Source organism: Variovorax sp. 10N432 (genome assembly GCF_056394465.1).
In genome coordinates this window covers 23,242-48,091 of record NZ_JBFTHX010000042.1, presented here as the reverse complement: position 1 = coordinate 48,091, position 24,850 = coordinate 23,242, and the positions used below count along the sequence as shown (strand labels likewise).

The 24,850-nt window shown below is 70.7% G+C and carries 25 protein-coding genes; 10 read left to right on the top strand and 15 right to left on the bottom strand.

What is annotated here, in order from left to right; all coding sequences use genetic code 11:
- Together AC1DF3_RS31055 and AC1DF3_RS31050 are read left to right on the top strand one after the other, a co-directional pair.
- A partial coding sequence (locus tag AC1DF3_RS31055) for a branched-chain amino acid ABC transporter permease (protein ID WP_478141925.1) occupies positions 1–834 on the top strand: 834 nt, incomplete at its 5' end.
- Positions 835–846: 12 nt separating this feature from the next.
- Positions 847–1,836 carry a branched-chain amino acid ABC transporter permease gene (locus AC1DF3_RS31050; RefSeq protein WP_478141924.1) on the top strand — a complete coding sequence of 330 codons (990 nt, stop codon included), beginning with the start codon at positions 847–849 and terminating at the stop codon, positions 1,834–1,836.
- A 219-nt stretch (positions 1,837–2,055) separates the two neighbouring features.
- Here the strand turns inward: AC1DF3_RS31050 and AC1DF3_RS31045 are convergent, their stop codons facing one another.
- From AC1DF3_RS31045 to AC1DF3_RS31030, 4 genes are read right to left on the bottom strand one after another with little or no spacing between them, the layout of a single operon-like run.
- Positions 2,056–3,120 carry a lipocalin-like domain-containing protein gene (locus AC1DF3_RS31045; protein WP_478141927.1) on the bottom strand — a complete coding sequence of 355 codons (1,065 nt, stop codon included), beginning with the start codon at positions 3,118–3,120 and terminating at the stop codon, positions 2,056–2,058.
- Positions 3,121–3,131: 11 nt separating this feature from the next.
- Positions 3,132–5,681 carry an FtsX-like permease family protein gene (locus AC1DF3_RS31040; protein ID WP_478141923.1) on the bottom strand — a complete coding sequence of 850 codons (2,550 nt, stop codon included), beginning with the start codon at positions 5,679–5,681 and terminating at the stop codon, positions 3,132–3,134.
- 37 nt (positions 5,682–5,718) lie between these two features.
- Positions 5,719–6,960 (bottom strand): RNA polymerase sigma factor, encoded by a 1,242-nt coding sequence (locus tag AC1DF3_RS31035; protein WP_478141922.1) that lies wholly within the window; start codon positions 6,958–6,960, stop codon positions 5,719–5,721.
- A complete protein-coding gene (locus tag AC1DF3_RS31030; RefSeq protein WP_286532279.1) occupies positions 6,957–7,313 on the bottom strand; it encodes a YciI family protein in 357 nt (118 codons plus the stop codon). The genes AC1DF3_RS31035 and AC1DF3_RS31030 overlap by 4 nt, the downstream gene beginning before the upstream one ends.
- A 125-nt stretch (positions 7,314–7,438) precedes the next feature.
- On the opposite strand from AC1DF3_RS31030, the gene AC1DF3_RS31025 reads away from it, so the two are divergent.
- Positions 7,439–8,419, top strand: coding sequence for a threo-3-hydroxy-L-aspartate ammonia-lyase (locus tag AC1DF3_RS31025; protein ID WP_478141921.1), 981 nt, complete (start codon positions 7,439–7,441; stop codon positions 8,417–8,419).
- Here the strand turns inward: AC1DF3_RS31025 and AC1DF3_RS31020 are convergent.
- Genes AC1DF3_RS31020 through AC1DF3_RS31010 form a run of 3 tightly spaced genes read right to left on the bottom strand, consistent with a single transcriptional unit; the run spans position 8,416 to position 10,744 of the window.
- Entirely contained in the window at positions 8,416–9,063 is a 648-nt protein-coding gene (locus tag AC1DF3_RS31020) for an ABC transporter ATP-binding protein (RefSeq protein ID WP_478141920.1), read from the bottom strand. The two genes, AC1DF3_RS31025 and AC1DF3_RS31020, sit on opposite strands and share 4 nt — an antisense overlap.
- Complete coding sequence (gene miaA / locus AC1DF3_RS31015) at positions 9,060–10,037, bottom strand: tRNA (adenosine(37)-N6)-dimethylallyltransferase MiaA (protein WP_478141919.1); 978 nt, start codon at positions 10,035–10,037, stop codon at positions 9,060–9,062. Before miaA ends, AC1DF3_RS31020 begins: the two co-directional genes overlap by 4 nt.
- A gap of 35 nt (positions 10,038–10,072) precedes the next feature.
- Complete coding sequence (locus tag AC1DF3_RS31010) at positions 10,073–10,744, bottom strand: alpha/beta hydrolase (protein ID WP_478141926.1); 672 nt, start codon at positions 10,742–10,744, stop codon at positions 10,073–10,075.
- 96 nt (positions 10,745–10,840) lie between these two features.
- Between AC1DF3_RS31010 and AC1DF3_RS31005 the strand changes: the two genes are divergently transcribed.
- Positions 10,841–11,035, top strand: a complete 195-nt coding sequence (locus AC1DF3_RS31005) for a hypothetical protein (RefSeq protein WP_353506696.1) — start codon at positions 10,841–10,843, stop codon at positions 11,033–11,035.
- 172 nt (positions 11,036–11,207) lie between these two features.
- Here the strand turns inward: AC1DF3_RS31005 and mutL are convergent, their stop codons facing one another.
- Entirely contained in the window at positions 11,208–13,064 is a 1,857-nt protein-coding gene (gene mutL, locus AC1DF3_RS31000) for a DNA mismatch repair endonuclease MutL (protein ID WP_478141918.1), read from the bottom strand.
- Positions 13,065–13,113: 49 nt separating this feature from the next.
- On the opposite strand from mutL, the gene AC1DF3_RS30995 reads away from it, so the two are divergent.
- A complete protein-coding gene (locus AC1DF3_RS30995) occupies positions 13,114–13,761 on the top strand; it encodes a DedA family protein (RefSeq protein WP_286532296.1) in 648 nt (215 codons plus the stop codon).
- A 7-nt stretch (positions 13,762–13,768) separates the two neighbouring features.
- On the opposite strand, the gene AC1DF3_RS30990 is transcribed toward AC1DF3_RS30995, so the two are convergent.
- The 3 genes from AC1DF3_RS30990 to AC1DF3_RS30980 form a co-directional block, all read right to left on the bottom strand.
- On the bottom strand, positions 13,769–15,121 hold the full coding sequence (locus AC1DF3_RS30990) for an alpha/beta hydrolase (protein ID WP_478141917.1): 1,353 nt from the start codon (positions 15,119–15,121) through the stop codon (positions 13,769–13,771).
- An 80-nt stretch (positions 15,122–15,201) separates the two neighbouring features.
- On the bottom strand, positions 15,202–15,483 hold the full coding sequence (locus tag AC1DF3_RS30985) for a glycine zipper domain-containing protein (RefSeq protein WP_286524841.1): 282 nt from the start codon (positions 15,481–15,483) through the stop codon (positions 15,202–15,204).
- Positions 15,484–15,604: 121 nt separating this feature from the next.
- On the bottom strand, positions 15,605–16,519 hold the full coding sequence (locus tag AC1DF3_RS30980) for a LysR family transcriptional regulator (protein ID WP_286532303.1): 915 nt from the start codon (positions 16,517–16,519) through the stop codon (positions 15,605–15,607).
- A gap of 72 nt (positions 16,520–16,591) precedes the next feature.
- Here AC1DF3_RS30980 and AC1DF3_RS30975 point away from each other — a divergent pair, with 72 nt between their 5' ends.
- Genes AC1DF3_RS30975 through AC1DF3_RS30965 form a run of 3 tightly spaced genes read left to right on the top strand, consistent with a single transcriptional unit; the run spans position 16,592 to position 19,359 of the window.
- Positions 16,592–17,977 carry an acyclic terpene utilization AtuA family protein gene (locus AC1DF3_RS30975; RefSeq protein WP_286532306.1) on the top strand — a complete coding sequence of 462 codons (1,386 nt, stop codon included), beginning with the start codon at positions 16,592–16,594 and terminating at the stop codon, positions 17,975–17,977.
- Entirely contained in the window at positions 17,974–18,339 is a 366-nt protein-coding gene (locus AC1DF3_RS30970; protein ID WP_286532307.1) for an AtuA-related protein, read from the top strand. Before AC1DF3_RS30975 ends, AC1DF3_RS30970 begins: the two co-directional genes overlap by 4 nt.
- A gap of 51 nt (positions 18,340–18,390) precedes the next feature.
- Positions 18,391–19,359, top strand: a complete 969-nt coding sequence (locus AC1DF3_RS30965) for a Bug family tripartite tricarboxylate transporter substrate binding protein (protein ID WP_478141916.1) — start codon at positions 18,391–18,393, stop codon at positions 19,357–19,359.
- Positions 19,360–19,370: 11 nt separating this feature from the next.
- On the opposite strand, the gene AC1DF3_RS30960 is transcribed toward AC1DF3_RS30965, so the two are convergent.
- Both AC1DF3_RS30960 and tsaE read right to left on the bottom strand, forming a co-directional pair.
- The gene (locus AC1DF3_RS30960; protein ID WP_478141915.1) at positions 19,371–20,837 is read right to left on the bottom strand and encodes an N-acetylmuramoyl-L-alanine amidase; all 1,467 of its coding nucleotides are present in this window, start codon (positions 20,835–20,837) and stop codon (positions 19,371–19,373) included.
- Complete coding sequence (gene tsaE, locus AC1DF3_RS30955) at positions 20,834–21,331, bottom strand: tRNA (adenosine(37)-N6)-threonylcarbamoyltransferase complex ATPase subunit type 1 TsaE (protein ID WP_286532313.1); 498 nt, start codon at positions 21,329–21,331, stop codon at positions 20,834–20,836. The genes AC1DF3_RS30960 and tsaE overlap by 4 nt, the downstream gene beginning before the upstream one ends.
- Here tsaE and queG point away from each other — a divergent pair.
- Entirely contained in the window at positions 21,317–22,387 is a 1,071-nt protein-coding gene (queG, locus tag AC1DF3_RS30950; RefSeq protein WP_286532315.1) for a tRNA epoxyqueuosine(34) reductase QueG, read from the top strand. The genes tsaE and queG overlap by 15 nt on opposite strands.
- On the opposite strand, the gene AC1DF3_RS30945 is transcribed toward queG, so the two are convergent.
- On the bottom strand, positions 22,374–22,802 hold the full coding sequence (locus tag AC1DF3_RS30945; RefSeq protein WP_286532317.1) for a hypothetical protein: 429 nt from the start codon (positions 22,800–22,802) through the stop codon (positions 22,374–22,376). The two genes, queG and AC1DF3_RS30945, sit on opposite strands and share 14 nt — an antisense overlap.
- A 19-nt stretch (positions 22,803–22,821) precedes the next feature.
- A complete protein-coding gene (locus AC1DF3_RS30940; RefSeq protein WP_286533102.1) occupies positions 22,822–23,739 on the bottom strand; it encodes an AEC family transporter in 918 nt (305 codons plus the stop codon).
- A 93-nt stretch (positions 23,740–23,832) separates the two neighbouring features.
- Here AC1DF3_RS30940 and AC1DF3_RS30935 point away from each other — a divergent pair, with 93 nt between their 5' ends.
- Positions 23,833–24,807: a tripartite tricarboxylate transporter substrate binding protein BugE gene (locus AC1DF3_RS30935; protein ID WP_286524819.1), complete on the top strand. Its 975-nt coding sequence runs from the start codon at positions 23,833–23,835 to the stop codon at positions 24,805–24,807.
- Positions 24,808–24,850: the final 43 nt, after the last annotated feature.

Below are 24,850 nucleotides of genomic sequence, written 5' to 3'. Positions count from 1 at the left end.
GGGCTGGTCAACGGGTCGTTCTACGCGATCCTGAGCCTCGGGCTCGCAGTGATCTTCGGCCTGCTCAACGTCATCAACTTCGCGCACGGCGCGCTGTTCATGCTGGGCGCGGTGCTGACCTGGATGGCGATGAACTATTTCGACGTCAACTACTGGGTCATGCTGGCGGTGGCGCCGGTCATCGTCGGGTTGTTCGGCATCGTCATCGAGCGGCTGCTGCTGCGCTGGATCTACAAGCTCGACCACCTCTATGGCCTCTTGCTGACGCTCGGCCTCACGCTGCTGATCGAAGGCGTGTTCCGCTCGATCTACGGTGTTTCGGGCCTGGCCTACGACACGCCCGACGCGCTGGCCAGCGCCACCGACCTCGGCTTCATGATCCTGCCCAACTACCGGGCCTGGGTGGTGGTGGCCTCGTTGACGGTCTGCTTCGCGACCTGGTTCGTGATCGAGAAGACCCGGCTCGGCGCCTACCTGCGCGCCGGCACCGAGAACCCGCGGCTGGTCGAGGCCTTCGGGGTCAACGTGCCGCTGATGATCACGCTGACCTACGGCTTCGGCGTGGCGCTGGCCGCCTTCGCGGGCGTGCTCGCGGCGCCGGTGATCCAGGTCTCGCCGCTGATGGGGCAGAACCTCATCATCGTGGTGTTCGCGGTGGTGGTGATCGGCGGCATGGGCTCGATCATGGGCGCCATCCTGACCGGGCTCGGGCTCGGCGTGATCGAAGGCCTGACCAAAGTGTTCTACCCCGAGGCATCCTCCACCGTGGTCTTCGTGATCATGGTCATCGTGCTGCTCATCCGCCCGGCCGGTCTCTTCGGCAAAGAGAAGTAAGACGGCAGCCCCATGAAAAAGCTCTCCACAGTCATCTACCTGCTGCTGCTCGTCGCMCTCGTYCTCGCACCYTTYGYCGGCGCCTATCCGGTGTTCGTGATGAAGCTGATGTGCTTCGCGCTGTTCGCCTCGGCCTTCAACCTGCTGCTGGGCTACACCGGCCTGCTGTCCTTCGGCCATGCGGCCTTTCTCGGCGGCTCGGCCTACGTGGCCGGCCATGCGATGAAGGTCTGGGGCCTGACGCCCGAACTCGGCCTCGTCGCCGGCACCGCGGCCGGCGCCTTCCTGGGCTGGATCTTCGGCCTGCTGGCGATCCGMCGCCAGGGCATCTACTTCGCGATGATCACGCTGGCGCTGGCGCAGATGGTGTTCTTCGTCGCGCTGCAGGCCAAGTTCACCGGCGGCGAGGACGGCCTGCAGGGCGTGCCGCGCGGCAAGCTCTTCGGWCTGGTCGACYTGCAGAACGACCTCACGATGTACTACGTCACGCTGGTGATCGTGGTGGCCGCCTTCCTGCTGATCGTGCGCACCATCCATTCGCCTTTCGGCCAAGTGCTGAAGGGCATCAAGGAGAACGAGCCGCGCGCGCTCTCGCTGGGCTATGACGTCAGCCGCTTCAAGCTGCTGGCCTTCGTGATCTCGGCCGCGCTGTCGGGGCTCGCCGGTTCGCTCAAGACGCTGGTGCTGGGTTTCGCGACCTTGTCGGACGTGCACTGGAGCGCCTCTGGCCAGGTCATCCTGATGACCTTGGTCGGCGGCCTCGGCACCTTGTCGGGGCCGCTTGTCGGCTCGGCGGTGGTGGTGCTGCTCGAGAACAAGATCGGCGAGCTGGGCCACCTGCTGGCGCGCATCACGACCATCGACTGGTTCAACACGCTGGGCGAGTCGGTGACCATGGTCACGGGCCTGATCTTCGTGATCTGCGTGCTGGCCTTCCGGCGCGGGATCATGGGCGAGATCATCGCCTTCATCGATCGGCGGCGCGGGGTGGCGAAGGGCTGAATCAGACCCCCAGGTGGTCGCGCCAGACCGAGCGGTCGCCGTTCAGTGGTCTGGGGCGCGTGCCGAGGGCACCGGGTGGCCCCCTTCGCTCATGTCCCCCGCCTTCGGCTCCTCCTTTACTTCGCTGCGGGGGCCACCCGGTGCCCTCGGCACGGGTAGCGCCGTGGGGTGCTGCCGAGGAAGAACCACCGCCGTGAGCCCACCCCAAGCCTTGACAACTCAGAGCTTCAACGCCTGCGCATACCCGGTGAGCTCCAGGTAGCCGCGCCCCACCGGCTTGCCGTCCGCATCGAGCAGTTCGCTCAGTCCTTCCCAGTACACCGTCCCGGTCGAGCCCTGGCCGTCGAGCTCCTGGTCGTCGAGCAGCGCGCGCACCGTGAAGACACCGGCCGGCGTGTGGATGCGCCATTGCGTCGGATAGACCGCGCGGGTGCGCGGGCTGGTCCAGCGGTGCAGCGGCTCGAAGCGCAGCGCGTCGGGCCCGAACACCTGCAGCCGTCCGTCGGCCGTACGCAGCGAGCCGCCGTGCCACAGGGCTGATCCGTCGCGCCGCCGCAGGCGGAATGCGGTCAACGCGCCGCCGTCGAAGAGGTTCATCCCGATCCAGTCCCAGCCCGTGGCCTCGGGATGCATCAGTGCCTCGCTCCATTCATGGTCCAGCCAGGCGCGGCCCTGGACCTCGAAGCGCTTCCCTTGCACCGTCAGGCTGCCCGTGGCCGCGAGTTGCGGCTCGCTGTAGTAGTAGCTCGCCTGTTCGGGCTCGGGCCCCTTGCGCGACAAGCCGGCGCTGCCCTGCAGCAGCACCGGCTGGGTCGGCGCGAAGCGCAGGTCGATCGCGAAGCCGGTGGCCGGCAGCCGCGCCGCATAGCCGCCGCCGTCGCGCTGCAAGGACCAGTCGCGCAGGCGCAGGTCGGTGTCGGCTTCGGAAGCGGAGGCGATGCCGAAGCCTTCGCGTGCGATGCGCTGGTCGTGCCACAGCTTGCGGCCATCGAGATCGGTGATGGCCGCGTGCGCGAAGATCAACTGCTTCGCCGCGAAGGCGGAACGCATGGCTTGGGTCGCATCGATTCGCGAGCGGAAGAAGGTCAGCTGGAAGCCGAATTCGCGCGCACCGGCGCGGGCATGGCCGGTGATGTACCACCACTCGGTGCGCAGCTCGGGGTGGCTGCCGTAGTCGCGCGGGAACTGCAGCGTGCGCGCCGGCAGCGCCCAGGCCATGGGGGCCGCGAGCGCCGAGAGCAGCAGGGCGCGGCGCGACCACCCGGCGGCGCCGCCCGGACGCATCGGGGACCGGCTCACCAGTCCTCCTTGACCGCCAGCACCGCATCGCGTCCAGCGGCGGCGCGGCCGGCCAGCCAGGCCGTGACCGTGCCGGCGGCGACCACCGCGGCGCACAGCGCGGCCAGCCGGGCCCAGGGCAGCAGCAGGTCCATGGTCCAGTGGAAGCTCTGCGGGTTGACCACGTGAACCAGAACCACCGACACCGCCAGCCCGAGCAGCAAGCCTGCGACCGCGCCGATCGCGGTCCAGGCCGCGCCTTCGCCGGCCACGATCGCCAGTACCTGGGCCCGCGTGAAGCCCAGGTGCACGAGCAGGCCGAATTCTTTGCGCCGCGCCAGCACCTGGGCGCTGAAGCTGGCCGCGATGCCGAACAGGCCGATCGCGATAGCGACCGCCTGCAGCCAGTAGGTGACCGCGAAGCTGCGGTCGAAGATGCGCAGCGAGGTGGCGCGGATCTGGGCCACCGACGAGATCTCGACCGGTTCGGCCGCCGCCGCCTCGCGGGCGGCCAGCGCCTGCACCGCCTGCTGCACCGGGCCCTCGGCCGCGCCGGGCGCCAGCCACAGCGCGACGTCGCTGGCGCCGGCGTCGCCGGTCAGGCGCTCGAAGTCGCGGGCGTCCATGGTGATGGCGCCGAACTGCCGCACGTAGTCGCGCCAGATGCCGGCAACGAAGAAGACCGGTGGCCGGCCGCCGGGCACCGGGCCCCAGGCGCGCGCCAGCGGCTCGAAGGCGGCGCCGGGCCGGGCGCCGTAGAGCTCGACCATCGCCTCGCTGACGTAGATGCCGGTCTGCCCGGCGGGCACCGGCAGGGCGGCGCCGAGCAGCGGCATCGAGCGCCCGACCTCGGTGTCGAGGCTGCGCGCGATCAGCGTCACCGCGGGCCGCGACGGATCGATCAGCAGGGGCCGCGTGCGCAGCGTGCCGGTGCGGGCCACGCCGGGCAGTTGCGCCAGCGCCTGAACGAAGGCCTGCGGGAACAGGGCCGGCTCGCCGCCGGGCCCGGCGGCGCTGCGCAGGTACAGGTCGGCCGGCAGCACGACATCGAGCCAGCGCGTGACCGAGTCCCGGAAGCTCGCGACCATCACGGTCAGGGCCACCGCCAGGCTCAGGCTCGCGACCACGCCGCTGACCGCCACCGCGGCGGTGCCGCGCATGCGGCGGGCGCGCTCGATCGCCAGCAGCGGCAGTAAACGATTCGCGGCCAAAGGCGCAAGGCGGTCGTAGACACAAGCGATCAGCCATGGCAGCGCCGTGATGCCGCCGACCAGCAGGAAGCCGACCGACAGATAGGCCGCGATCGGAATGCCGTGGATCGCCGGTGCCATGGCCAGCGCGCCGCCGGCGGCGATCAGCAGCAGTGCGACACGGTGCGTCCCGCCGCCTGCCGCCGCGGTGCCCAGGCCCTTGAGCGTCTGCGCCTCGGGCAGCGCCTGGGCGGCGCGCGCCGGCCACCAGCCGCCGACGCCCGCCGCCAGCACGCCCAGTGCGCCGTAGGTCAGCGCCGCGGGCGCGCTCCATCGCAGGGTCGGCGCGACGCCATCGAAATAGCCGCCGCCCAGGTCGCCGCCCAGCAGCTTGAGCGCCAGCTCGGCCAAGGTCGCGCCGAGGGCGATGCCGGCCGCACTGCCGATCAGCCCGAGCACCAGCGATTCGGCCAGCACCAGCCGCAGCCGCTCGCGCGGCGTCAGGCCCAGCACGCCGAGCAGCGCGAACTGCTGCGCGCGCTTGGCGACGCTGAGCGCGAGCACCGAGAACACGAGGAAGGCGCCGGTGAACAGGGCCACCAGGGCCAGCACCGTGAGGTTGACGCGGTAGGCGCGCGACAGGTTGCTCACGCGTTCGGCGGCATCGCCCGGTTCGGCGACCTGGATGCCGCTTGGCCAGCCCGGCGACTGCCGCAGCGAACGGATGAAGTCCGCGTGCCCGGTGCCCGGTGCCAACCGCAGGTCGATGCGCGTGAGCTGGCCGCCGCGGCCGAACAGGTCCTGCGCGGCGCCGATGTCCATCACGGCCAGCGCGGGGCCGCCGGCCGCAACCTGGCCGGCGATCTGGAGTGGGTGCCATTGGGTGCCGGCGCGCAGCTGCAGCTGGGTGGCCTGGTCGCCGATGGCCTTGCGCGCGGCGGCGTTGAGAAACACCTGGCCGGGCGCGAACAGCGAGAACCGGTCGGCGCCGTCGGCCAGCCTTGGCATCAGGGCCGGTGCGATGGTCGGCAGTGCCAGCGCGTCGATGCCGACGACCCGCAGCGGCAGCCGGCGATCGCCGACCTGGGCGACGCTGGGCAGCTCGAGCACCGGGCTCGCCAGCGCGACCTGCGGATGCCGCGCGACCTGCCCGAGCAGGGCTTCGTCGAAGCTGCCCTGGGCGGCGCGCAATTCGAGATCGGGCTGGCCGTTGACCGAGCGCACCGCACTCGAGAATTCATCGAGCGCCGAGGCATTGATCAGCTGCACCGAGAAGGCCAGCGCGACGCCCAGCATGACGGCGACGACCGCGGCCGCGTTGCGCCACGGGTGGTGGCGCAGCTCCTGCCAGGAGAAGGTGAGCAGCAAGGCCTTCATCGCGGCTCATTCTGCGCGATGCGCCGGCTGGGCGAAGTCAGAGCCGCTCCGACGCGGCGGCCAGCCAGGCCCGCACGGCGGGGCTGGCGCTCAGCCCGGCCGCACGGGCATAGGCCAGGCGCGCCTCGGCGGCCTGGCCGTCGTGGCCCAGCAGGTGGGCGCGCGCGGCCCAGAAGGGCTGGTAGCTCGCGATCTCGGCGGCCGGCATGGCATCGAGCTCGCGCAGGCCCGCGGCCGGCCCCCGGGCCTCGGCCACCGCGCAGGCCCGGCTGACCCGGGCGCCGGTGTTGGGGCGCAGGGCGAGCAGGCCGTCGTAGAGCGCCACCAGGGCATCGGGGGGGACCTGCGCACCGAGGCGGCGCGCGCAGTGAGCCGACTGGATCGCGGCCTCGATCTGGTAGGGGCCGAAGGCGCCGAGGGCGGCGGCCTGCCGCAGCGCCTGCTCGGCCTGGTCGCGCAGCGGCAGGTTCCAGCGCGCGATGTCCTGCGCGTCCAGCGGCACGTAGACGCCGTCGGCGCTGCGCCGGGCGGCGGCGCGGCTTTCGCAGAACAGCATGAGGGCCAGCAGGCCCAGTGGCTCGGCTTCGGCCGGCATCAGGCCGCAGAGGATGCGGCCGAGTTCGATCGCCTCGGCCGTGAGGCCGCGCTGCGAGGCATCGGCGCCGTCGACGTCGTCCCAGCCGGTGCCGTAGGCCGCGTAGATGCCGTCGAGCACGTCCTGAAGACGTTGCGGCAGGTCGGGCGCGCGCGGGAATTCGAAGGGGATGCCGGCCGCCCGCACGCGCGCCTTGGCCCGCACCAGGCGCTGGCCCAGCGTCGCCGGCGCACTGAGGAAGGCGCCGGCCATGCGGGCGGCGTCGAGCCCGAGCACGGTCTGCAGCATCAGCGGGGCGCGCGCCGCGGCATCGATGGCCGGATGGGCGCAGACGAAGAACAGGCGCAGCCGTTCGTCGGGCACCGTCTCGCTGAAGGCCGGGTCGTCGCCGACCTCGTCGGCCAGCAGCAGCAGGGTCTGCGCGGCCTCGTCCTGCACCCGGCTATGCCGCCAGGCGTCGAGCGTCCGGTGGCGCGCCACCTGCAGCAGCCAGGCCTCCGGCTGCGCCGGCACGCCGTCGACCGGCCAGCGTTCGAGCGCCCGCGCGAAGGCATCGGCGAGCGCGTCTTCCGAGGCCGCGATGTCACGGGTGCGCGCCGACAGGATGGCGACCAGCCGGCCATAGGACCGGCGGGCCGCGCCTTCGGCGGCCGCGTGCGCTGCGTGCAGCGGGTCGTCCGTCACATCGTCGGGGCCGTGAACACCGGGCGCACCTCGACGCCGCCGGTGCTCGCGCAGGGCGCGCGCGCGGCCCATTCGAGGGCTGCGTCGAGGTCGGGGACGTCGATCACGAAGTAGCCGCCGAGCTGCTCCTTGCTGTCGGCGAAGGGGCCGTCCTGCACCTGGCGCTTGTCGCCGCGCACGCGCAGCGTGGTGCCGGTCAGCGGCGGGTGCAGGCCGTGGCCGTTCTGCACCACGCCGGCCTGGCGGATCGCGCCCACGTAGTCCATCCAGCCGGCACGGTAAGCCTGGGCCGCCGCCTCGTCGCGCTGGTCGAACTCGGACTGGGGTTGGTAGAACATCAGCATGTATTGCATGGAACCTCCGGKAAAGATGCAAGAGCAGGATCGCTCACTGCAATGACGGCGCAGCGGGGCGCGTTTCGACAGTGTGCGGCAGGCGACGCGTTTTTTTCCGCCGCCGCCGCAGTAAGCTCGCCGCCATGCACACACTCCCGACCTACGACGACGTGATCGCCGCGGCCGCGCGGCTCGAAGGGCAGGCGCACCGCACGCCGGTGCTGCGCTCCGCCACCGCCGACGCGCGCTGGGGCGCGCAGTTTTTCTTCAAGTGCGAGAACTTCCAGCGCATGGGCGCCTTCAAGTTTCGCGGCGCGTTCAATGCCCTTGCCAAGTTCGATGCGGCGCAGCGCCGCGCCGGCGCCATCGCGTTTTCGTCCGGCAACCATGCGCAGGCGGTGGCGCTGTCGGCCCGCCTGCTGGGCATGCCGGCGGTGATCGTGATGCCGAACGACGCTCCCGCCGCCAAGCTCGCCGCGACCCGCGAGTACGGCGCGGAGGTGGTGCAGTACGACCGCTTCACCGAAGACCGCGAGGCCCTGACCCGCCGGCTGGCCGAGGAGCGCGGCATGACGCTGATCCCGCCCTACGACCACCCCGACGTGATCGCCGGCCAGGGCACGGCGGCCAAGGAACTGATCGAGGAGGTCGGTGCGCTCGATGCGCTCTACGTCTGCCTGGGCGGCGGCGGCCTGACCAGCGGCTCGGCGCTGTCGGCGCGCGCGCTGGCGCCCGGCTGCAAGGTCTACGGCGTCGAGCCCGAGACCGGCAACGACGGCCAGCAGTCGCTGCGGGCTGGCCGCATCGTCCACATCGAGACCCCGAAGACCATCGCCGACGGCGCCCAGACCCAGCACCTGGGCGAATACACCTTCGGCATCATCCGGCGCGACGTCACGGACATCTTCACGGTCAGCGACGCGCAGCTGGTGGACGGCATGCGCTTCTTTGCCGAGCGCATGAAGATGGTGGTGGAGCCGACCGGCTGCCTGGCCTTCGCGGCAGCCTGTGCAGCCGGCGAGGCGATCCGCGGACAGCGGGTCGGCGTGATCGTGAGCGGGGGCAATGTCGATCTGGCTCGCTACGCGGCGCTGCTCGCCGGCAGCCAGGTTGGACACGCCTAGATCCGAATTCCCTCAGCGCTGAGGTGCAGCACCCGGTCGGCGCGCGCCGCCGCGGTTTCGGAGTGGGTCACCAGCACCAGCGACGCGCCCTGGGCGCGCGTCTGGGCCAGCAGCACGTCCATCACCCGCGCCGCGGTGCCCGGGTCGAGGTTGCCGGTGGGCTCGTCGGCCAGCAGCAGCGCGGGCGCATGGATCAAGGCGCGGGCGATCGCGACCCGCTGCAGCTGGCCGCCGCTCAATTGCTGCGGCAGGCGCGGGCCGAGGCCGGCGAGGCCGACGGCGTCGAGCATGCCGGCCACCCGCGGCGGGTCATTGCGCCCCAGCAGCATCAGCGGCAGCGCGACGTTCTGCGCCACGTCCAGGTGCGGCAGCACATGGAAGGCCTGGAACACGAAGCCGACATGCCGGCGCCGCCAGAGCGCGCGCGCATCGGCGTCGAGCGTGCCGATGTCGGTGCCGTCGTGAACCACGCGGCCGGCGTCCCAGCTGTCGAGGCCGGCCATGCAGTTGAGCAGGGTCGACTTGCCGACGCCCGACTCGCCGACGATCGCCACGAACTCGCCGTCGGCGACCTCGAGCGTGACGTGCTCGAACACCGGCGTCTCTGCATAGCGCTTGCCCAGGTCGGTGATGCGCAGCGTCATGCGATCTCGAGCACCTGGCGGACCACCTGCGCGATCGCATCCGGTGCCTCGGCCGCAATCACATGGCGCCCCGGCATGCTGCGCAGCCAGGTCATCTGGCGCTTGGCGAGCTGGCGTGTGGCGGCGATGCCGCGCTCGCGCAGTTCGGTGATCGGCCACGCGCCGTCGAGCGCTTCCCAGGTCTGGCGATAGCCCACGCAGCGCATCGACGGCAGGTCGGCCACCAGGTCGCCGCGGGCGCGCAGCGCCTGCACCTCCGCGATGAAGCCGTCGGAGAGCATGGCGTCGAAGCGGGCCTCGATGCGCGCATTCAGCCAGGCGCGCTCGGTGGGCTCGAGCGAGAACAGGGCGGTGGCCGGCGTTCCGCCGCCGGACTGCGTCGCGGCATGAAAGCTAGCGAGCGCTCGGCCGCTCGCATGCCAGACCTCGAGCGCGCGCTGTATGCGCTGGCCGTCGTTGGGCGACAGCCGCGCTGCCGTGACCGCGTCGACCTCGGCCAGCCGCGCGTGCATCGCGGGCCAGCCCAGCGTTGCGGCCTCGGCCTCGAGCTGCCGCCGCAGCGCCGGGTCGGCCGCGGGCATGGCGTCGAGGCCGTCGGCGAGCGCCTTGAAGTAGAGCATCGTGCCGCCCACCAGCAGCGCCAGCTTGCCGCGCGCCGAGATATCCGCGATCAGGCGCCGGGCGTCGGCGACGAAGGCGGCCGCGCTGTAGGCCTCGCGCGGGTCGCGGATGTCGATCAGGTGGTGCGGCACCTCGGCCCGCTCGGCCGCGCTGGGCTTGGCGGTGCCGATGTCCATCCCGCGGTAGACCAGCGCCGAGTCGACGCTGACGATCTCGACCGGCCGCCGGCGCGCGATCGCCAGGGCGGCCGCGGTCTTGCCCGCGGCGGTCGGTCCGGCGAGCGCCACGTAGCGCAGGGCGCCCGAGTTGGACGGAGCGGTGCGGGGAAGGGCCGTGGCGGCAGGAGGCGGCATGCGCCCGAGGTTAACAAACGCGCCGCCGAGGCGGCTCAGATCGCCGGCGTGGGTGGGTGCGGGCGCAGCGCGGTGGTTTCCGCGGGCGTGGGTGTCGGCGGCGACGGCAGCGCCGCCGGCGGCATCGGCGTTTCGCCGCCCTGGACGGCCGTCTCGGTCGGGGGCTCCTTCATGCGAAAGAGCTGAGACAGGGCCGCGCGGTATTGCGCCTGGCCGATCGAATTGGCGTTGTGGTGCGAGCCGCCCTCGACCAGCACGAACATCTTCGGCACGGTCGCGGCGTCGTAGAGCTTGCGGCCCAGGGTCGGGTTGATCAGGCTGTCGGCCGCGCCGTGCACCACCAGCAGCGGGGCGCCGATGTCCTTGACCTTGCTGATGGCCTCGAAGCGCTGGGTGATGAAGGGCCTGACGGGCAGCCAGCCCCACTTGAAGCTGCTGGCCACGTCGGCGATCGAGGTGAAGGTGCTTTCGACGATGGTGCCGCTCTCGTCGTTCACGCGCGAGGCCAGGTCGATGCCGATGGCGCCGCCGAGCGAGTGGCCGAAGATGTAGCGCCGCTGCTTCGGATGGTGGGCGGCGAGCCAGGTCCATGCCGCCAGCGCATCCTCGCGCGCCGAGTCCTCCGAGGGCAGGCCGGCGGAACTCTTGCCGAAGCCGCGGTAGTCGATGGCCAGCACCGAGAAGCCCAGTTCGTGCATGCGGCGCATGCGCGGCGCCGAGCCGGCGACGTTGTAGCGTGCGCCGTGCAGGTAGAGCAGCACCGGCGTGTCGGCCGATTCCGGCGCGCCGCCCAGCCACAGGCCATGCAGGCGCGCTGGCTCGCCGGTGAGCGACGACTTGAAATCGATCCAGACGTCGTCCATGCCCTGGCTCATGGCTTCCGAATTGCCCCAGCTGCGGTCGCTCGGCTGGAAGATCCATTCGCGCTGGCGCTCGTCGAGGGTCGAACAGCCGCCGGCCAGCAGGGCGACCAGGGCAGTGGCGGAGGCGACGAGTGACCAGGATTTCATAGAAGGCTGAAGGACAGGCGGTGAGCCCGAAAGTTCAACAACAGACCCTATGCAACGGTCGTGCCGACCGGGTCGATGACCCGGTAAACCCTAGTATTTGTAACGCTTTTGGCTGCTTTCCGACTTGTTTCCGCGAAATGTAAGCGGAGGAAAAGCTTGCTCAGCGCCCGCGCAGGAAGAGCGCGTCGAGCTCGCGGACCGACAACTGGCGCCAGGTCGGCCGGCCGTGGTTGCACTGGTCGGAGCGCTCGGTGGCCTCCATCTGGCGCAGCAGCGCGTTCATTTCGTCGAGCGTCAGCTTGCGGTTGGCGCGCACCGCGCCGTGGCAGGCCATGGTGGACAGCAACTCGTTCTGGGCCCGCTGGACCACGGTGCTGGCGTCGTGGAGCGCCAGTTCGGCCAGCACGCTGCGCGCCAGCTCGACCGGGTCGCCGTCGGCGAGGGTGCCAGGCACGGCGCGCACCGCCAGGGTGCGCGGCGAGAACGGCGTGATCTCGAGTCCGAGTGCGGGCAGCACCGCCACGCAGGCCTCGGCGGTCGCCACTTCCTGAGGGGTGGCGGCGAAAGTGGCGGGGATGAGCAGCGGCTGGCTGCTGATGGCCGCGCCGTCGAGCTGGGTCTTCAGGCGCTCGTACACGATGCGCTCGTGGGCGGCGTGCATGTCGATGATGACCAGCCCCTGGCTGTTCTCGGCCAGGATGTAGATGCCCTGCAACTGGGCCAGGGCGCGGCCCAGGGGCCAGGCTTCGGCGCTGGCGGGTTCGGACCGAGGCTGGGCGCCTGCAGGCTGCGCCGCCAGCTCGGGAGCGCGCTCCGAGGCGACAACGGGTTGCGGAAACGCGGCGGGTGTTTCGCGCCGCTCGGCCGGCCACATCGCCGCCGCGTCGCCCAGCCCGCGTTCGGCACCGAACTGCATGCCGGGCTGCGTCCACGACGCCGAGGCCGGCGCCAGCCGGGGCTTGAAGAACGGCTCGGCCGGTGCCGCCACCGCGTCGCCGGCCCGCGGTGCGGCCAGGGCGTCCTCGATCGCGTGGCGCACCGCCTGGTGCACCTCGCGGCCGTCGCGGAAGCGCACCTCGATCTTGGTCGGGTGGACGTTGACGTCGACCCGCGCCGGGTCGATCTCGAGGTACAGCGCGTAGACCGGCTGGCGCTGGCCGTGCAGCACGTCCTCGTAGGCGCTGCGCACCGCGTGGGCCAGCACCTTGTCGCGCACGAAGCGGCCGTTGACGTAGAAGAACTGCTGGTCGGCGCGCGAGCGGGCCGCGTCCGGAATGCCGGCGCGGCCGCTGACCCGCACCGGGCCGCCTTCGCGCTCGACCACGACGCTGTGCTTCACGAAGTCGTCGCCGAGCGTGTCGGCCAGGCGCTGGTCGCGCCCGGTGGCGGCGCGCCACTGCTCGACCAGGCGGCCGTCGTGCCAGATCGAGAAGCCCACCTCCGGGCGTGCCAGCGCGTGGCGACGGACCGCCTCGATGCAGTGGGCCAGTTCGGTGGCATCGGTCTTCAGGAACTTGCGCCGTGCCGGCGTGGCGAAGAACAATTCGCGGACCTCGACCGTGGTGCCCGTGGCGCGTGCCACCGGGCGCAGTTCGCCGGTGCGGCCGTCGAGCGCGAAGGCACCGTCGGCACCGCTGAAGCGCGACAGCACGCTGAGCTCGGCGATCGCGTTGATGGCGGCCAGCGCCTCGCCGCGAAAGCCCATCGTGCCGACGGTCTCGAGGTCGTTCAGGCTGGCGATCTTGCTGGTGGCGTGGCGGCGCAGCGCCAGCGGCAACTCTTCGCGCGGCAGGCCGAGGCCATCGTCCTCGACCGAAATCAGCCGCACGCCGCCCGCCGAGAGCCGCACCGTGATCTGCCGGGCCCCGGCATCGAGCGCGTTGTCGAGCAGTTCGCGCACCACGGAGGCCGGCCGCTCGACCACTTCACCGGCCGCGATCTGGCTGATCAGTTCGTCGGGGAGTTCGCGGATCGGGCGCCGCTCGGCGGGGGCGAGGGAAGAGGGGAGAGCACTCACGGGGATATTCTAGAAGGGCCTGTCGCGCCGCACCGGGATAATGCGCGCCATGGAAATCATCAGCTTTCTCATCGACTTCATCCTGCATGTCGACAAACATCTCGAAGCCTTCGTCATCGCCTACGGCACCTGGGTCTACGCGCTGCTGTTCCTGATCGTGTTCGTCGAGACCGGGCTGGTGGTGATGCCCTTCCTGCCCGGCGATTCGCTGCTGTTCATCGTCGGTGCGCTGTGCGGCGCGGGCCTGATGAGCTTCGGCTTGGCGGTGCCGATCCTGCTGGCGGCGGCGATCCTGGGCGACCAGTGCAACTTCAGCATCGGTCGCTTCTTCGGGCCCAAGGTGTTCCAGTGGGAGAGCTCGCGCTTCTTCAACCGCCGGGCCTTCGACCAGGCGCACGCGTTCTATGAGCGCTACGGCGGCGTGACCATCATCGCGGCCCGCTTCCTGCCCTTCATCCGCACTTTCGCGCCCTTCGTGGCGGGGGTGGCCGACATGACGCGCACCAAGTTCACCTTGTTCAACATCGCGGGTGCGCTGCTGTGGGTGGTGGGCCTGTGCACCATCGGCTTCTTCTTCGGCAACCTTCCGATCGTCAAGGACAACCTGGAGAAGGTCATCTGGGCGCTGATCCTGGTGCCGGGGCTGATCGCGCTGTTCGGCGCCTGGCGCGCCCGCCGCACTTCGGCCGTCCGCTGAAGTCTCGCTACGGCCGCTGGCGCGCCGGCACGCGCGCCGACAGCGGCTGCGGCGCGTAAGCCGGATCGATGCGGCAACCCTTGCCGAAGGCCGGCTCGAAGCTCGTGCAGCGGGCCGCGACGTCGGCCGGCGTCGGCTTCGTGCCGTGGTCGATCCAGTCGAGCAGCGCAGCGAACAGCGCCGGGTATTCGGCATCGCTCAGATAGCTGTGCTCCGATTCGCGGCTGAAGGTCTGTACCAGCAAGTCGGCCGTGCCGGCGCGTTCGCGTACCGTGCGGTAGGCCGATTCGAGTTCCACGAACGCCGTCGGGTCGTCGATGGCATGCAGGCTCAAGGTCGGAATGTCGACCCGGCCGGTCGGGTCGCTGTCGGCCGCCAGCCTGGCCACTGCCGCCGGGTCGGCCCGATAGCGCAGCACCGCGGTGTTGAGCAGTGGGTCGTCGCGCGAGCCGCTGTAGACGGCGCCGATGTTGCCGAAGGGATTGCCGCCGTCGAGCCGCTCCTGCACCAGGTCGCGGAACAGGAAGGTCGACCAGTTCATGTTGGCGACCAGCGAGCGCTCCGGGATCTTGACGGTGGAGAGGATCGCCTGCAGGTTGGCACTTTGCTGCGCGCTGCGCTCGGTGGCGGGCTTGCGCACGCCGGTGCAGGCGTCGATGCGCCGCGCCAGTTCGGCGCGGCCCAATGTCGAGTCGCGCGGCAGGCCTTGCCAGAGCGGGTAGGCGGGCTCGGTCGGCAACGGATGGTTGTTGCAGACGTATTGATAGACCACGCGCAGGTCGAGCCGGTAGTCGTAGGCCTGGGTGCCGCCGCCCAGCACGCCGCTGGTCAGCAGCAGGCCGTCGTACGGGCCCTTGCCGCTGTCGACCCGGGCATAGAGCTCGGCCGCCTTGGTGGCAACGCCGGCGCCATAGCTCTGGCCGTGGAGAATGGTGCGCCGCGGGGTGCCGAAGTTCTGCACGAACCAGGCGCGCAGGCGCTCGGTGTCCTCGGCCGCCATCGTGACGCCGTAGCCGCCGCGGCGGTAGGTCGAGCCGGCCCAGGCATAGCCGGCCTTGACCGTGACGGCCCAGCGCTGCAGGTCCTCGGTGGCACGCTCCAGCGTCGGTGCGCCGAGCTCGGGGCCGCCATGCGCGTGCATCACGAGCACGCGGTTCCAGTCGGCGGGGATCGCGACCCAGAAGAAGGCACCGGCGCTGTCCTGCCCGCTGTAGCAGCGTGTATTGGCAGGCATGCCGGCAGGGCAGGCGGTGCTCGACGGCGCGGCGATGCCTGAGGTTGCCGGAGCGCGTGCGGGCGATCCGCATGCACCGAGCACGAGCGCCGCGGCGACGCTGAAAAGCGATGTCAGTTGTCTCATGCCGCGTTTATACGTGCCGTTGACGGCGCATGAAAAAGCGCACCCGTGGGCGCGCCTTTCGTTCACCAGGATCGGGCGGCTCAGTAGCTTGGGCCGTTGTTCGGGTAGTAGCTGTTCTGCGGGTAGTAGCGGCGCTGGTAGTTGCGCTCGTCGACGCTCTTGCCGACCTGGTTGCCGATCAGGCCGCCGACCGCCGCGCCACCGACCGTGGCCGCGGTGTTGCCGCCGATTGCATTGCCGACCAAGGCGCCACCGACCGCGCCGCCCGCGGTGCCGAGTTGCTGGTTGGGGCCGCCGGCGCAGCCGGCCAGGGTCATGATGCCGGTGGCCGCTGCGGCCACGATCCAGAGTCTCGTCTTCATGATGTCCACCTTTCAGTGATTGGGTGGATTCATTGTTCGAGGAAACGGCGCTGCGCATGTAGGAGCCGGCCCCGGTGTCTTGCCCGAATGTGCGGTCGCCACGTGCGCGACAAGCGCCCCTTCAGCCGGGCTTGAGGCCGCCCAGCCGCGCGACGATCAGGTCGTGCAGGGCCTGCGCCGCCACCGAAAGGCTGCCTTCACGCCGCCGCACGATGTGGACCGTGCGCTGCAGCGCCGCATGGACCAGCGGCCGCGTGGCCAGGGTCTCGCGCCGGAAATGGAACAGCGTCAGCGCCGGCACCGCGCTGATGCCCAGGCCGGCCTCGACCAGCCCCATCACGGTCGCGAGATGCTCGACCTCGAAGGTGGCGTTGAGCCGCAGTGGGTGCAGCACCGCGTCGATCGACTGGCGCACGCTGCTGTTGCGCGTCATCTGGATGAAGGGCCAGGGCGCGAGCTTCTTCAGGGTCAGGCGCGGCTCGGTGGCCAGCGGATGGTCGGCGCGGCAGACCAGGTGGAAGCGATCGCTGCAGAGCCGGCGCGCCACCAGGTCGCTGGCCGATGCGGTGCCCGCGTCCGAGGCGGCAAGCGCGAAATCGACCCGGCCGCCGCGCAGCAGCGCGATGCAGGCGTCGGACAGCGCGTCGTCGAGTTCCAGCGTGATGCCGGGCCAGCGCTGCTGGAACTCCTTGAAGATCGCCGGCAGCCAGCCCGCCGCGAGCGAGGGCAGGGCCGCCACCCGCACCCGGCCCGTGCGTCGTTCGACGTGGTCGGCCAGGTCGGCCAGCGCGCTGCCCATGTCGTCCAGCAGGCGCCGCGCCGGGCCTTCGAACAGCCGGCCTTCGGGCGTCAGCTGCACGCTGCGCGTGTCGCGGTCGAACAGCCGGGTGCCCAGCGCCTCTTCGAGCGTGCGGATCAAGGTGCTGAAGGCGGGCTGCGACAAATGGCTGGCCTGGGCGGCACGGGTGAAATTGCGCTGGTCGGCCAGTGTCAGGAAGGCGCGCAGCTGTCGGCTGGAGAGGTCCGGGTGTTTCATTTGAATCCTGGATGAATCTATCCGAACTTTCGATTTCACGGATGATTTTGTCAGGACTAAAGTGCGACCACCATGAACCGCATCGACCACCCCGCGCTCCTGATCGGCTGTGCAGCCGGCTTCTCCGGCGACCGCACCGACGCGGCCGGCCCGGTCGTCGACACGCTGATCGCGCGGTTGGCGCAAGGCCCCGCCGGCCAGCGCGCCTTCCTGATCTTCGAAACCCTGGCCGAGCGCACGCTGGCGCTGGCGCAGCTGCGGCGCCGCGCCGACCCCGAGGCCGGCTACGAGCCCCTGCTCGACGCCATGCTGCGCCCGGTGCTGGCGCGCTGCCTCGCGCATGGCATCCGCATCGTGAGCAATTTCGGCGCCGCCCATCCGCGCGCCGCGGCCCGCCACATCGCCCGGCTGGCGCGCGAGCTCGGCATCGCGCCGCCAAGGATCGCGGTGGTGCAGGGCGACGACCTCTCGGCGCCCGCGCAGCTCGCGCTGCTGCGGCGTGAGTTCGGCGACCGCATGGACGGCATCCGGCTGGTCAGTGCCAACGCCTACATCGGTGCCGAGCCGATCGCCGCCGCGCTCGACGCGGGGGCGCAGGTGGTGGTCTGCGGCCGGGTGGCCGATCCATCGCTCGCGGTCGGTCCGGCGATGTCCCACTTCGGCTGGCGCAGCGACGAGTGGGACAAGCTCGGCCGCGCCACGATGGCGGGCCATCTGCTGGAATGCGGCGCGCAGGTGTGCGGCGGCTACTTCGCCGATCCGGGCTACAAGGACGTGCCGGGCCTGGCGCAGGTCGGCTTCCCGATCGCCGAGATCGATGCCGACGGCCGCTGCGTCATCGGCAAGGCGGGTGGCACCGGCGGCCTCGTGACCGAGGCCACCGTGAAGGAGCAGTTGCTCTACGAGGTGCACGATCCCGCCGGCTACCTGACACCCGACGTCGTGGCCGACATCGCCGAAGCCGAAGTCGAGGCGGTGGGACCCGACCGGGTGGCGCTGCGCGGCGTGCGCGGCCATGCGCGGCCGAGCCACTACAAGGTCAATGTCTGCCATGAGGGCGGCTGGCTGGCCGAGGGCGAGATCTCCTATGCCGGCCCGCGCGCCGAGGCGCGCGCCCGGCTCGCGGCCGATGTGCTGAGGCAGCGGCTCGACGGCCTCGCGTTGCGCGTCGACCTGATCGGCGCGCTCAGCATCCTGGGCGACGACGCCGGCCATGCGCTCGCCGCCACCGCGGATTCGGGCTTGCGCGACATCCGCCTGCGCGTCGCCGCGACCCATGCCGAGCGGGCCCAGGCCGAGCGGCTGGGGCGCGAGGTCATGGCGCTCTACACCTGCGGGCCGGCCGGCGGCGGCGGTGTCCGCACCACGCTCACGCCGCGGCTCAACACGCTCTCGTGCCTGCTGCCGCGGGAGGCGGTGCCGGTGGGTTTTGAAATGCTCGAGGAGCCAGCACAATGAGCCACGACATCACGGTCCCGCTCTACCGGGCCGCCCACGGCCGCACCGGCGACAAGGGCGACCGCTCCAACATCAGCGTCATCGCCTGGCACCCCTCGCTGTATCCGCTGCTGGTGGCGCAGCTGACGCCGGAGCGCGTGGCGGCCTGCTTCCGCCATCGCTCGCCGAGCCGGGTCCAGCGCTTCCTGCTGCCGAAGCTGCAGGCGATGAACTTCGTTCTCGACGGCGTGCTCGACGGCGGCGTCAACGATGCGCTGAACCTCGACACGCACGGCAAGGCGCTGTCCTTCCTGCTGCTCGACATGCCGATCGAGGTGCCGCCGTCGCTGGCCCGGGAGCTTGTCGGCCAGGCGCCGCCCTGAGTGACTGATTCTTCTCGCTTTCGAACCATTCCAACTTCCCGGAGACAGACAATGAAAAGCCTCAAACCAACCGTGCTGGTCGCCGCCGCCCTGGCCCTTGCGCCCATGCTGGGCCAGGCCCAGGCCTTCCCCGACAAGGCCATCACCTTCGTGGTTCCGTTCGCTGCCGGCACCGCGACCGATCAGATCGCGCGCGCGCTGGGCAACGGCATCACGGCAGAGACCAAGCAGCCGGTGGTGATCGACAACAAGGCCGGCGCCAGCGGCTTCATCGCCTCGCAGCAGGTCGCCAAGGCCCCGGCCGACGGCTACACCGTGCTGATCACCACCAACACCACCCACGCGGCCAACGAGCACCTGTTCAAGAAGCTGCCCTACGACCCGGTGAAGGACTACGCGCCGGTCGCCGCGCTCGGCAAGGGCGGGCAGATCATGGTGGTCAATCCCTCGTTTCCGGCCAAGAGCGTCGCCGAGTTCATCGCGCTGGCGAAGAAGGACCCGGGCAAGTACAGCTTCGGCAGCGGCAGTTCGTCGAGCCGCATGGCCGGCGAGCTGCTGCAGCAGATGGCCGGCATCCAGCTGCTGCACGTGCCCTACAAGAGCAACACGCTGGCCGTGACAGACCTGCTGGGCGGCCAGATCCACATGATGATCACCGACACCGCCACCGGCCTGCCGCAGGTCAAGGCCGGCAAGCTGCGCGCGCTCGGCGTCTCGGGCGCCAAGCGTTCGCCGCTGGCGCCCGATGTGCCGACCATCGCCGAGGCCGGCGTGAAGGGCTACGAGATGGGCTATTGGTTCGCGGCCTACGCCCCGGCGAAGACCCCGCCCGCGGTGGTCAAGCGCCTCAATGAACTGCTGGTGAAGGCCGCAAGGAGCGAGGCCGCGAAGACCGCGTTCTACGAACCCACCGGCACCGAGGTCTTCACCAGCTCGCCCGAGGAGCTGGCGAAGTTTCAGGCCGCCGAATCTCAGAAGTGGGGCCGCATCGTCAAGGCGGCCGGGATCGAGGCCGAGTAAGCGCGCCCGCGCTACAGCTGCCGGCTGCGCGCCAGCGGCGGGTTCTGCGCGAAGTAGCGCTGGATGCCGCGCATCAGCGCATCGGCCAGCTCTTCCTGGTAGGCGGTGCTGCGCAGCTTGGCTTCTTCTTCGGGATTGCTGATGAACGCGGTCTCGACCAGCACGCTCGGGATGTCGGGCGCCTTGAGCACCGCGAAGCCGGCCTGCTCGACCTGCCCCTTGTGCAGCCGTGCGCCGATGCCCTTGATCTCGCCGATCATCGCGCCGCCGAGCTTGAGGCTGTCGTTGATCTGCGCCGTGGTGCTCATGTCGAGCAGCGCGCGCTGCACCTGCACCTCGTGGTTGCCGACGTTGACGCCGCCGACCTTGTCGGCCTGGTTCTCCTTGTTGGCGAGCCAGCGCGCGGCGCTGCTCGACGCGCCGCCCTGGCTCAGCGCGAACACGCTGGCGCCGCGCGCGTCGGGCGTGGTGAAGGCATCGGCATGGATGCTGACGAAGAGGTCGGCCTGCACCCGCCGCGCCTTCTGCACGCGCACGCCCAGCGGCACGAAGAAGTCGGCATCGCGGGTGAGGAAGGCGCGCATCGGATTGCCGTTGACGCTGCTGGCGTTGATTYGGGCCCGCAGCCGGTGCGCGATCTGCAGCACGATGTCTTTCTCGCGCGTGCCGTTGGAGCCGATGGCGCCGGGGTCTTCGCCACCGTGGCCCGGATCGAGCGCGACGATGATGATGCGATCGGTCTGGCTGGCGGTCGCGCCCCGGGTCGCTGGCTCGGCCGGCGGCGGCGCGCTGGCCAGGGGCGGCATCGGCATCGGCATCGGGCCGACCGGGGCCGAGGGGCGATTGGCCTGCGAGACCGACACCTGCGGCGGCGAACCCTGCGGCGCGCCGCGCGAGGGCGGCCGCGCGGCCTGCTGGGCCATCAGGTCGCCCAGCGGGTCGACCGGGCCGGCGGCGGGCGGCGGCGACGATGCCGTCGCCGCGTCGGGGGGCGCCGCCTTGGGCGCCTCGCGCATGCGTTCGGCGATCAGCGACTCGAGCGGGTCGGTCGCCTGCTGCGGATACAGGTCGAGCACCAGCCGGTCGCGGTAGGCTGCCACCGGCGCCAGCGAGAACACCTGCGGCGCCACCGCCTGCTTGAGGTCGAAGACGATGCGCACCACGCCGGGCGCGAACTGGCCGACGCGCAGGCCGTTGATGAAGGGGTCGTCGGGCTTGATCTTGCCGACCAGCTCGCGCAGGGCCGGATTGAGCTCGATGCCGGTGATGTCGACCGCCAGCCGCGGCGGGCTGCCGACCACCAGCTGCTGCGAACTGAGGCGGCCGTCGGATTCGATCGTGACGCGGGTGTAGTCGGCCGCGGGCCATACCCGCACCGCCATGATGGTGGCACCGCGGGCGATCTCGTGCAGGCCCAGCAGCAGCGCCACGCTGCCGCCTTGCAGCAGCACGCGCCGCTTCAGTCCGCTCGCCTTCATGCAGTGGCCGCGAGCAGGCGCGTGCCTCGCTCGGTGTGGGCGCGCAGTGTCACGGTGCGGGTGTCGTCGGTCATTGCTTCGATTTTAATAGCGAGGTCCGCAAGAGGAATGCGCCCGGCCGCGTTTTCGGGCCATTCGGCCAGCTTGAGGCCCGGGCCCGCGAAGATGTCACGGAAACCGGCGTCCTCCCATTCGCGCGGATCGCTGAAGCGATAGAAGTCGAAATGGAAGATCGCTAGGCCATCGGGTGCCTCGTGTGGCTCCACCACCGCGTAGGTCGGGCTCTTGATGCGCCCGGCGATGCCGAGCGCGCGCAGCAGGTGGCGCACGAAGGTGGTCTTGCCGGCGCCGAGGTCGCCCTGCAGCGAGACGAAGGCGTCGCGCAGCGCAGGCGAGCGCGCCAGCGCCAGCGCCAGGGCCTCGGTGTCGGCCTCGGTGCGCCAGACCTGGGTCGCGCTGTGCGTTTCTACAATCGGCAGGTGATCGGCAGCCATCAAATCGTCAACAGGATTCAGGCCTTGGCCCGGGAGCTCGGATTCTCCCAAATCGGCATCGCCGGTGTCGACCTGTCGAGCGCCGAGGCCGGATTGATGCAATGGCTGGCCGAAGGCTTCCACGGCGACATGCACTACATGGCCGCCCACGGCACGCGCCGCGCGCGGCCGGCCGAGCTGGTGCCGGGCACGGTCTCGGTCATCACGGCGCGCATGGACTACCTGCCGCGCGCGACGCCGGACGACTGGCAGGCGATCGAATTCGCGCGGCTCGCGCGGCCCGCCGAAGGCATCGTCTCGCTCTATGCCCGCGGCCGCGATTACCACAAGGTGCTGCGCTCGCGGCTGGCGAAGCTGGCCGAGCGCATCGCCGACGAGGTCGGGCCCTTCGGCCACCGCGCCTTCACCGATTCGGCACCGGTGCTCGAGGCCGAGCTGGCCTCGCGCAGCGGCCAGGGCTGGCGCGGCAAGCACACGCTGGTGCTCGACCGCGAGGCCGGCTCGATGTTCTTCCTCGGCGAGATCTACGTCGACATGGCGCTGCCGCCGAGCGAGCCGGTGACGCCGCACTGCGGCAGCTGCAGCGCCTGCATCGACATCTGCCCGACCCGCGCGATCGTCGCGCCGCACCGGCTCGACGCCCGGCGCTGCATCTCCTACCTGACGATCGAGCATGCCGGGCCGATTCCGCTCGAGCTGCGGCCGCTGATCGGCAACCGCATCTACGGCTGCGACGACTGCCAGCTGGCCTGCCCCTGGAACAAGTTCGCAAAGAAGAGCGCCTTGCCCGATTTCGATGCCCGCGACGGCCTCACCGGCCGGCAGCTGGCCGAGCTGTTCGCCTGGACCGAGGCCGATTTCCTGCGCTTCACCGAAGGCAGTCCGATCCGCCGCATCGGCCACGAGCGCTGGCTGCGCAACGTGGCGGTGGCGCTCGGCAACGCATTGCGTGCCGGCGACGCGGGCGCCCGTGCCGCGCTGGCCAGCCGCAGCGATGATGCCAGCGCGCTGGTCCGAGAACACGTGGCGTGGGCGCTGGCGGTCAGTGCCGGATGATGGCCGAGATCTGGGCGGTGCCGGCGTCCAGCGAACGCATCGAGCTGAGCCGGATCGAGGCGTACTTCAGCTGCGGGTTGAGGATCAGCTTGCCGACGAAGTGGCCGTTGAACCGCGCATCGCGGCAGCCGCTCGCCACCAGGTCGATCGAGGCATTGGCCGGCGTGATGTAGTCCATGCTCGAACCCGCCAGGGTGCAGGCCGCGTCGGGCACCGCGCCGCGCACCGCGCCGTCGATCTCGATCTGCAGCGTGCCCGCGAAGACCTCGGGCGATCCCTGGGTGCCGGTGTCCTGCTGCGCCACGTAGAACAGGAAGGGCCCGCTCCAGCTGCCCTGGTAGCGGGTGTACTCCTGCGCCTGGACCGCTATCGTCAGCGACGATGCGGCAAGGACGGCCAGGAGCGGGTAGCGCATCGCTGCATCGTAGCGGGTCCTAGCGGATCAGCCCCAGCGCGAATGGCAGGCTGGCCACGCCCAGCAAGGTGGACAGCGTCACCAGCCCGGCGACGTAGGGGCCGTTGTAGCCCATGCGCGCCGCCAGCACATAGGCGCTCGAGGCGGTCGGCACGGCCGAGAAGGTCAGCAGCACCGCGGCCTGGGCCGGATGAAGCTTGAGCACCACCGCGAGCCACCAGCCGATCAAGGGCAGCAGCAGGTGCCGGATCGTCAGCACCGACAGCGCCAGCACCTTGCCGCGCGCGATCGTCGCGAACTGCATGCCGGCGCCGGCGGCCATCAGGCCCAGCGCCAGCGAGGCCGCGCCGATGCGCGACAGCGTCGGCTCGAGCCAGGTCGGCACGCCCAGCCCCAGCAGGTTGGCGATGAGCCCGGTGACGGTGGCGATGATCAGCGGGTTGCGCAGCAGCTGGCGCGCCAGGCCGGTCTGGGCGTGCCGCGTCATCGGCCAGACCGCCGCGATGTTGAACATCGGCACGCAGACGCCGATCAGCACCGCGATCATCAGCAGGCCCTCGGGCCCCGCGATCCGGTCGGCCAGGGCGAGGCAGATGAAGGAATTGAAGCGGAAGGCGATCTGCGCGCTGGCGGCATGGTCGCGGCGGTCGATATGGGCGCCGATGCCGGGCAGGAAGGGCAGGGCATAGGAAAGCGCGATCCCACACAGGCCGACGCCCACGCCCGCGGTCAGCAGGTTCGAGGTGGCGCCGAAGTCGAGCGGGCTGCGCACGATCGAGTGGAAAAGCAGCACCGGAAAAAGAAAGTAGTAGACCAGGCTTTCGACCTGGTCCCAGACGCGGCGGTCAAGGGGGGTGTAGCGGCACAGCAGCCAGCCACAGGCGATGAGGGAGAAGTCGGGGAAGAGGAGCTGGGCATAGTTCACCGCTTCGAGGATATCCGTGTCGTCCATGGGTTATCCACGGGGTGGGCGGCGGCCGTCACCCGTTAGCATCCGCCTTTTCGTTTCTCGGCCCGAGGAGGCTATTCAATGCAACGTCGTCAATGGAGCGCGCTCGCAGGCGCTGCCGCGCTGTTCGCGCTCGCCGGTTCCAGCTGGGCGCAGGGCTACCCGACCCGGCCGATCGAACTGCAGGTGCCGTTCGCACCGGGCGGCACCACGGACATCGTGGCGCGCGTCATTTCCGAGCCGCTCGGCAAGGCGCTCGGCCAGAGCGTGATCGTGATCAACAAAGCCGGCGGCGGCGGCATCGTGGGCGCCACCGAAACGGCGCGGGCCGCCCCGGACGGCTACAAGCTCGGCGTGGCCACGGTGTCCAGCACCGCCGCCAACCCGGCCATCAACCCGAAGACGCCTTACGACCCGATCAACGACTTCACGCCGATCGTCAACATCGCGGCGACGCCGAACATCATCGCGGTGCACCCGAGCTTCCCGGCCAAGAACTACGCCGAGTTCGTGGCCGAACTCAAGAAGAATCCCGGCAAGTATTCCTACGCGTCCTCGGGCACGGGCGGCATCGGCCACCTGCTCATGGAGCTCTACAAGAGCCTGACCAACACCTACGTCACGCACATTCCCTACCGCGGCGCCGGCCCGGCGCTGAACGACGTGGTGGCCGGGCAGGTGGCGATCATGTTCGACAACATCCCGTCGGCGCTGCCGTTCATCCAGAGCGGCAAGCTGGTGCCGATCGTGGTGTCGGCACCGCAGCGCCTGGCCGCGCTGCCGAACGTGCCGACCTTCAAGGAAGTCGGCCTGGAGCCGGTCAACCGCATGGCCTACTACGGCATCCTGGGCCCCAAGGGCCTGCCGAAGGAGGTGGTCGACAAGATCAACGCCGGCGTCAAGAAGTCGGTCGAGGACCCGGCCGTGCGCAAGCGCATCGAGGACACCGGCTCGCTGATCGTGGCCAACACGCCCGAGCAGTTCGCGGCCCAGATCAAGGCCGAATACGAGGTCTACAAGCAGGTCGTCGTCAAGCAAAAGCTGCAACTCGACTGATTTCGCTGCATTCAGGCCAAAGCCGCCCGGCATCCGGGCGGCT

Excerpts from the sequence above, each read along its gene's own strand:
- AC1DF3_RS30990 (WP_478141917.1), bottom strand. The coding sequence starts at position 15,121 with ATGAGACAACTGACATCGCTTTTCAGCGTCGCCGCGGCGCTCGTGCTC.
- AC1DF3_RS30965 (WP_478141916.1), top strand. The coding sequence starts at position 18,391 with ATGAAAAGCCTCAAACCAACCGTGCTGGTCGCCGCCGCCCTGGCCCTT.
- AC1DF3_RS30980 (WP_286532303.1), bottom strand. The coding sequence starts at position 16,519 with ATGAAACACCCGGACCTCTCCAGCCGACAGCTGCGCGCCTTCCTGACA.
- AC1DF3_RS30995 (WP_286532296.1), top strand. The coding sequence starts at position 13,114 with ATGGAAATCATCAGCTTTCTCATCGACTTCATCCTGCATGTCGACAAA.
- AC1DF3_RS31025 (WP_478141921.1), top strand. The coding sequence starts at position 7,439 with ATGCACACACTCCCGACCTACGACGACGTGATCGCCGCGGCCGCGCGG.
- AC1DF3_RS30935 (WP_286524819.1), top strand. The coding sequence starts at position 23,833 with ATGCAACGTCGTCAATGGAGCGCGCTCGCAGGCGCTGCCGCGCTGTTC.
- AC1DF3_RS30975 (WP_286532306.1), top strand. The coding sequence starts at position 16,592 with ATGAACCGCATCGACCACCCCGCGCTCCTGATCGGCTGTGCAGCCGGC.
- AC1DF3_RS31020 (WP_478141920.1), bottom strand. The coding sequence starts at position 9,063 with ATGACGCTGCGCATCACCGACCTGGGCAAGCGCTATGCAGAGACGCCG.
- AC1DF3_RS31010 (WP_478141926.1), bottom strand. The coding sequence starts at position 10,744 with ATGCGCCGCATGCACGAACTGGGCTTCTCGGTGCTGGCCATCGACTAC.
- AC1DF3_RS30985 (WP_286524841.1), bottom strand. The coding sequence starts at position 15,483 with ATGAAGACGAGACTCTGGATCGTGGCCGCAGCGGCCACCGGCATCATG.
- AC1DF3_RS31045 (WP_478141927.1), bottom strand. The coding sequence starts at position 3,120 with ATGCGTCCGGGCGGCGCCGCCGGGTGGTCGCGCCGCGCCCTGCTGCTC.
- AC1DF3_RS31005 (WP_353506696.1), top strand. The coding sequence starts at position 10,841 with ATGCAGGCGCGCTGGCTCGCCGGTGAGCGACGACTTGAAATCGATCCA.
- AC1DF3_RS31030 (WP_286532279.1), bottom strand. The coding sequence starts at position 7,313 with ATGCAATACATGCTGATGTTCTACCAACCCCAGTCCGAGTTCGACCAG.
- AC1DF3_RS31040 (WP_478141923.1), bottom strand. The coding sequence starts at position 5,681 with ATGAAGGCCTTGCTGCTCACCTTCTCCTGGCAGGAGCTGCGCCACCAC.
- AC1DF3_RS30945 (WP_286532317.1), bottom strand. The coding sequence starts at position 22,802 with ATGCGCTACCCGCTCCTGGCCGTCCTTGCCGCATCGTCGCTGACGATA.
- AC1DF3_RS30970 (WP_286532307.1), top strand. The coding sequence starts at position 17,974 with ATGAGCCACGACATCACGGTCCCGCTCTACCGGGCCGCCCACGGCCGC.
- tsaE (WP_286532313.1), bottom strand. The coding sequence starts at position 21,331 with ATGGCTGCCGATCACCTGCCGATTGTAGAAACGCACAGCGCGACCCAG.
- miaA (WP_478141919.1), bottom strand. The coding sequence starts at position 10,037 with ATGCCGCCTCCTGCCGCCACGGCCCTTCCCCGCACCGCTCCGTCCAAC.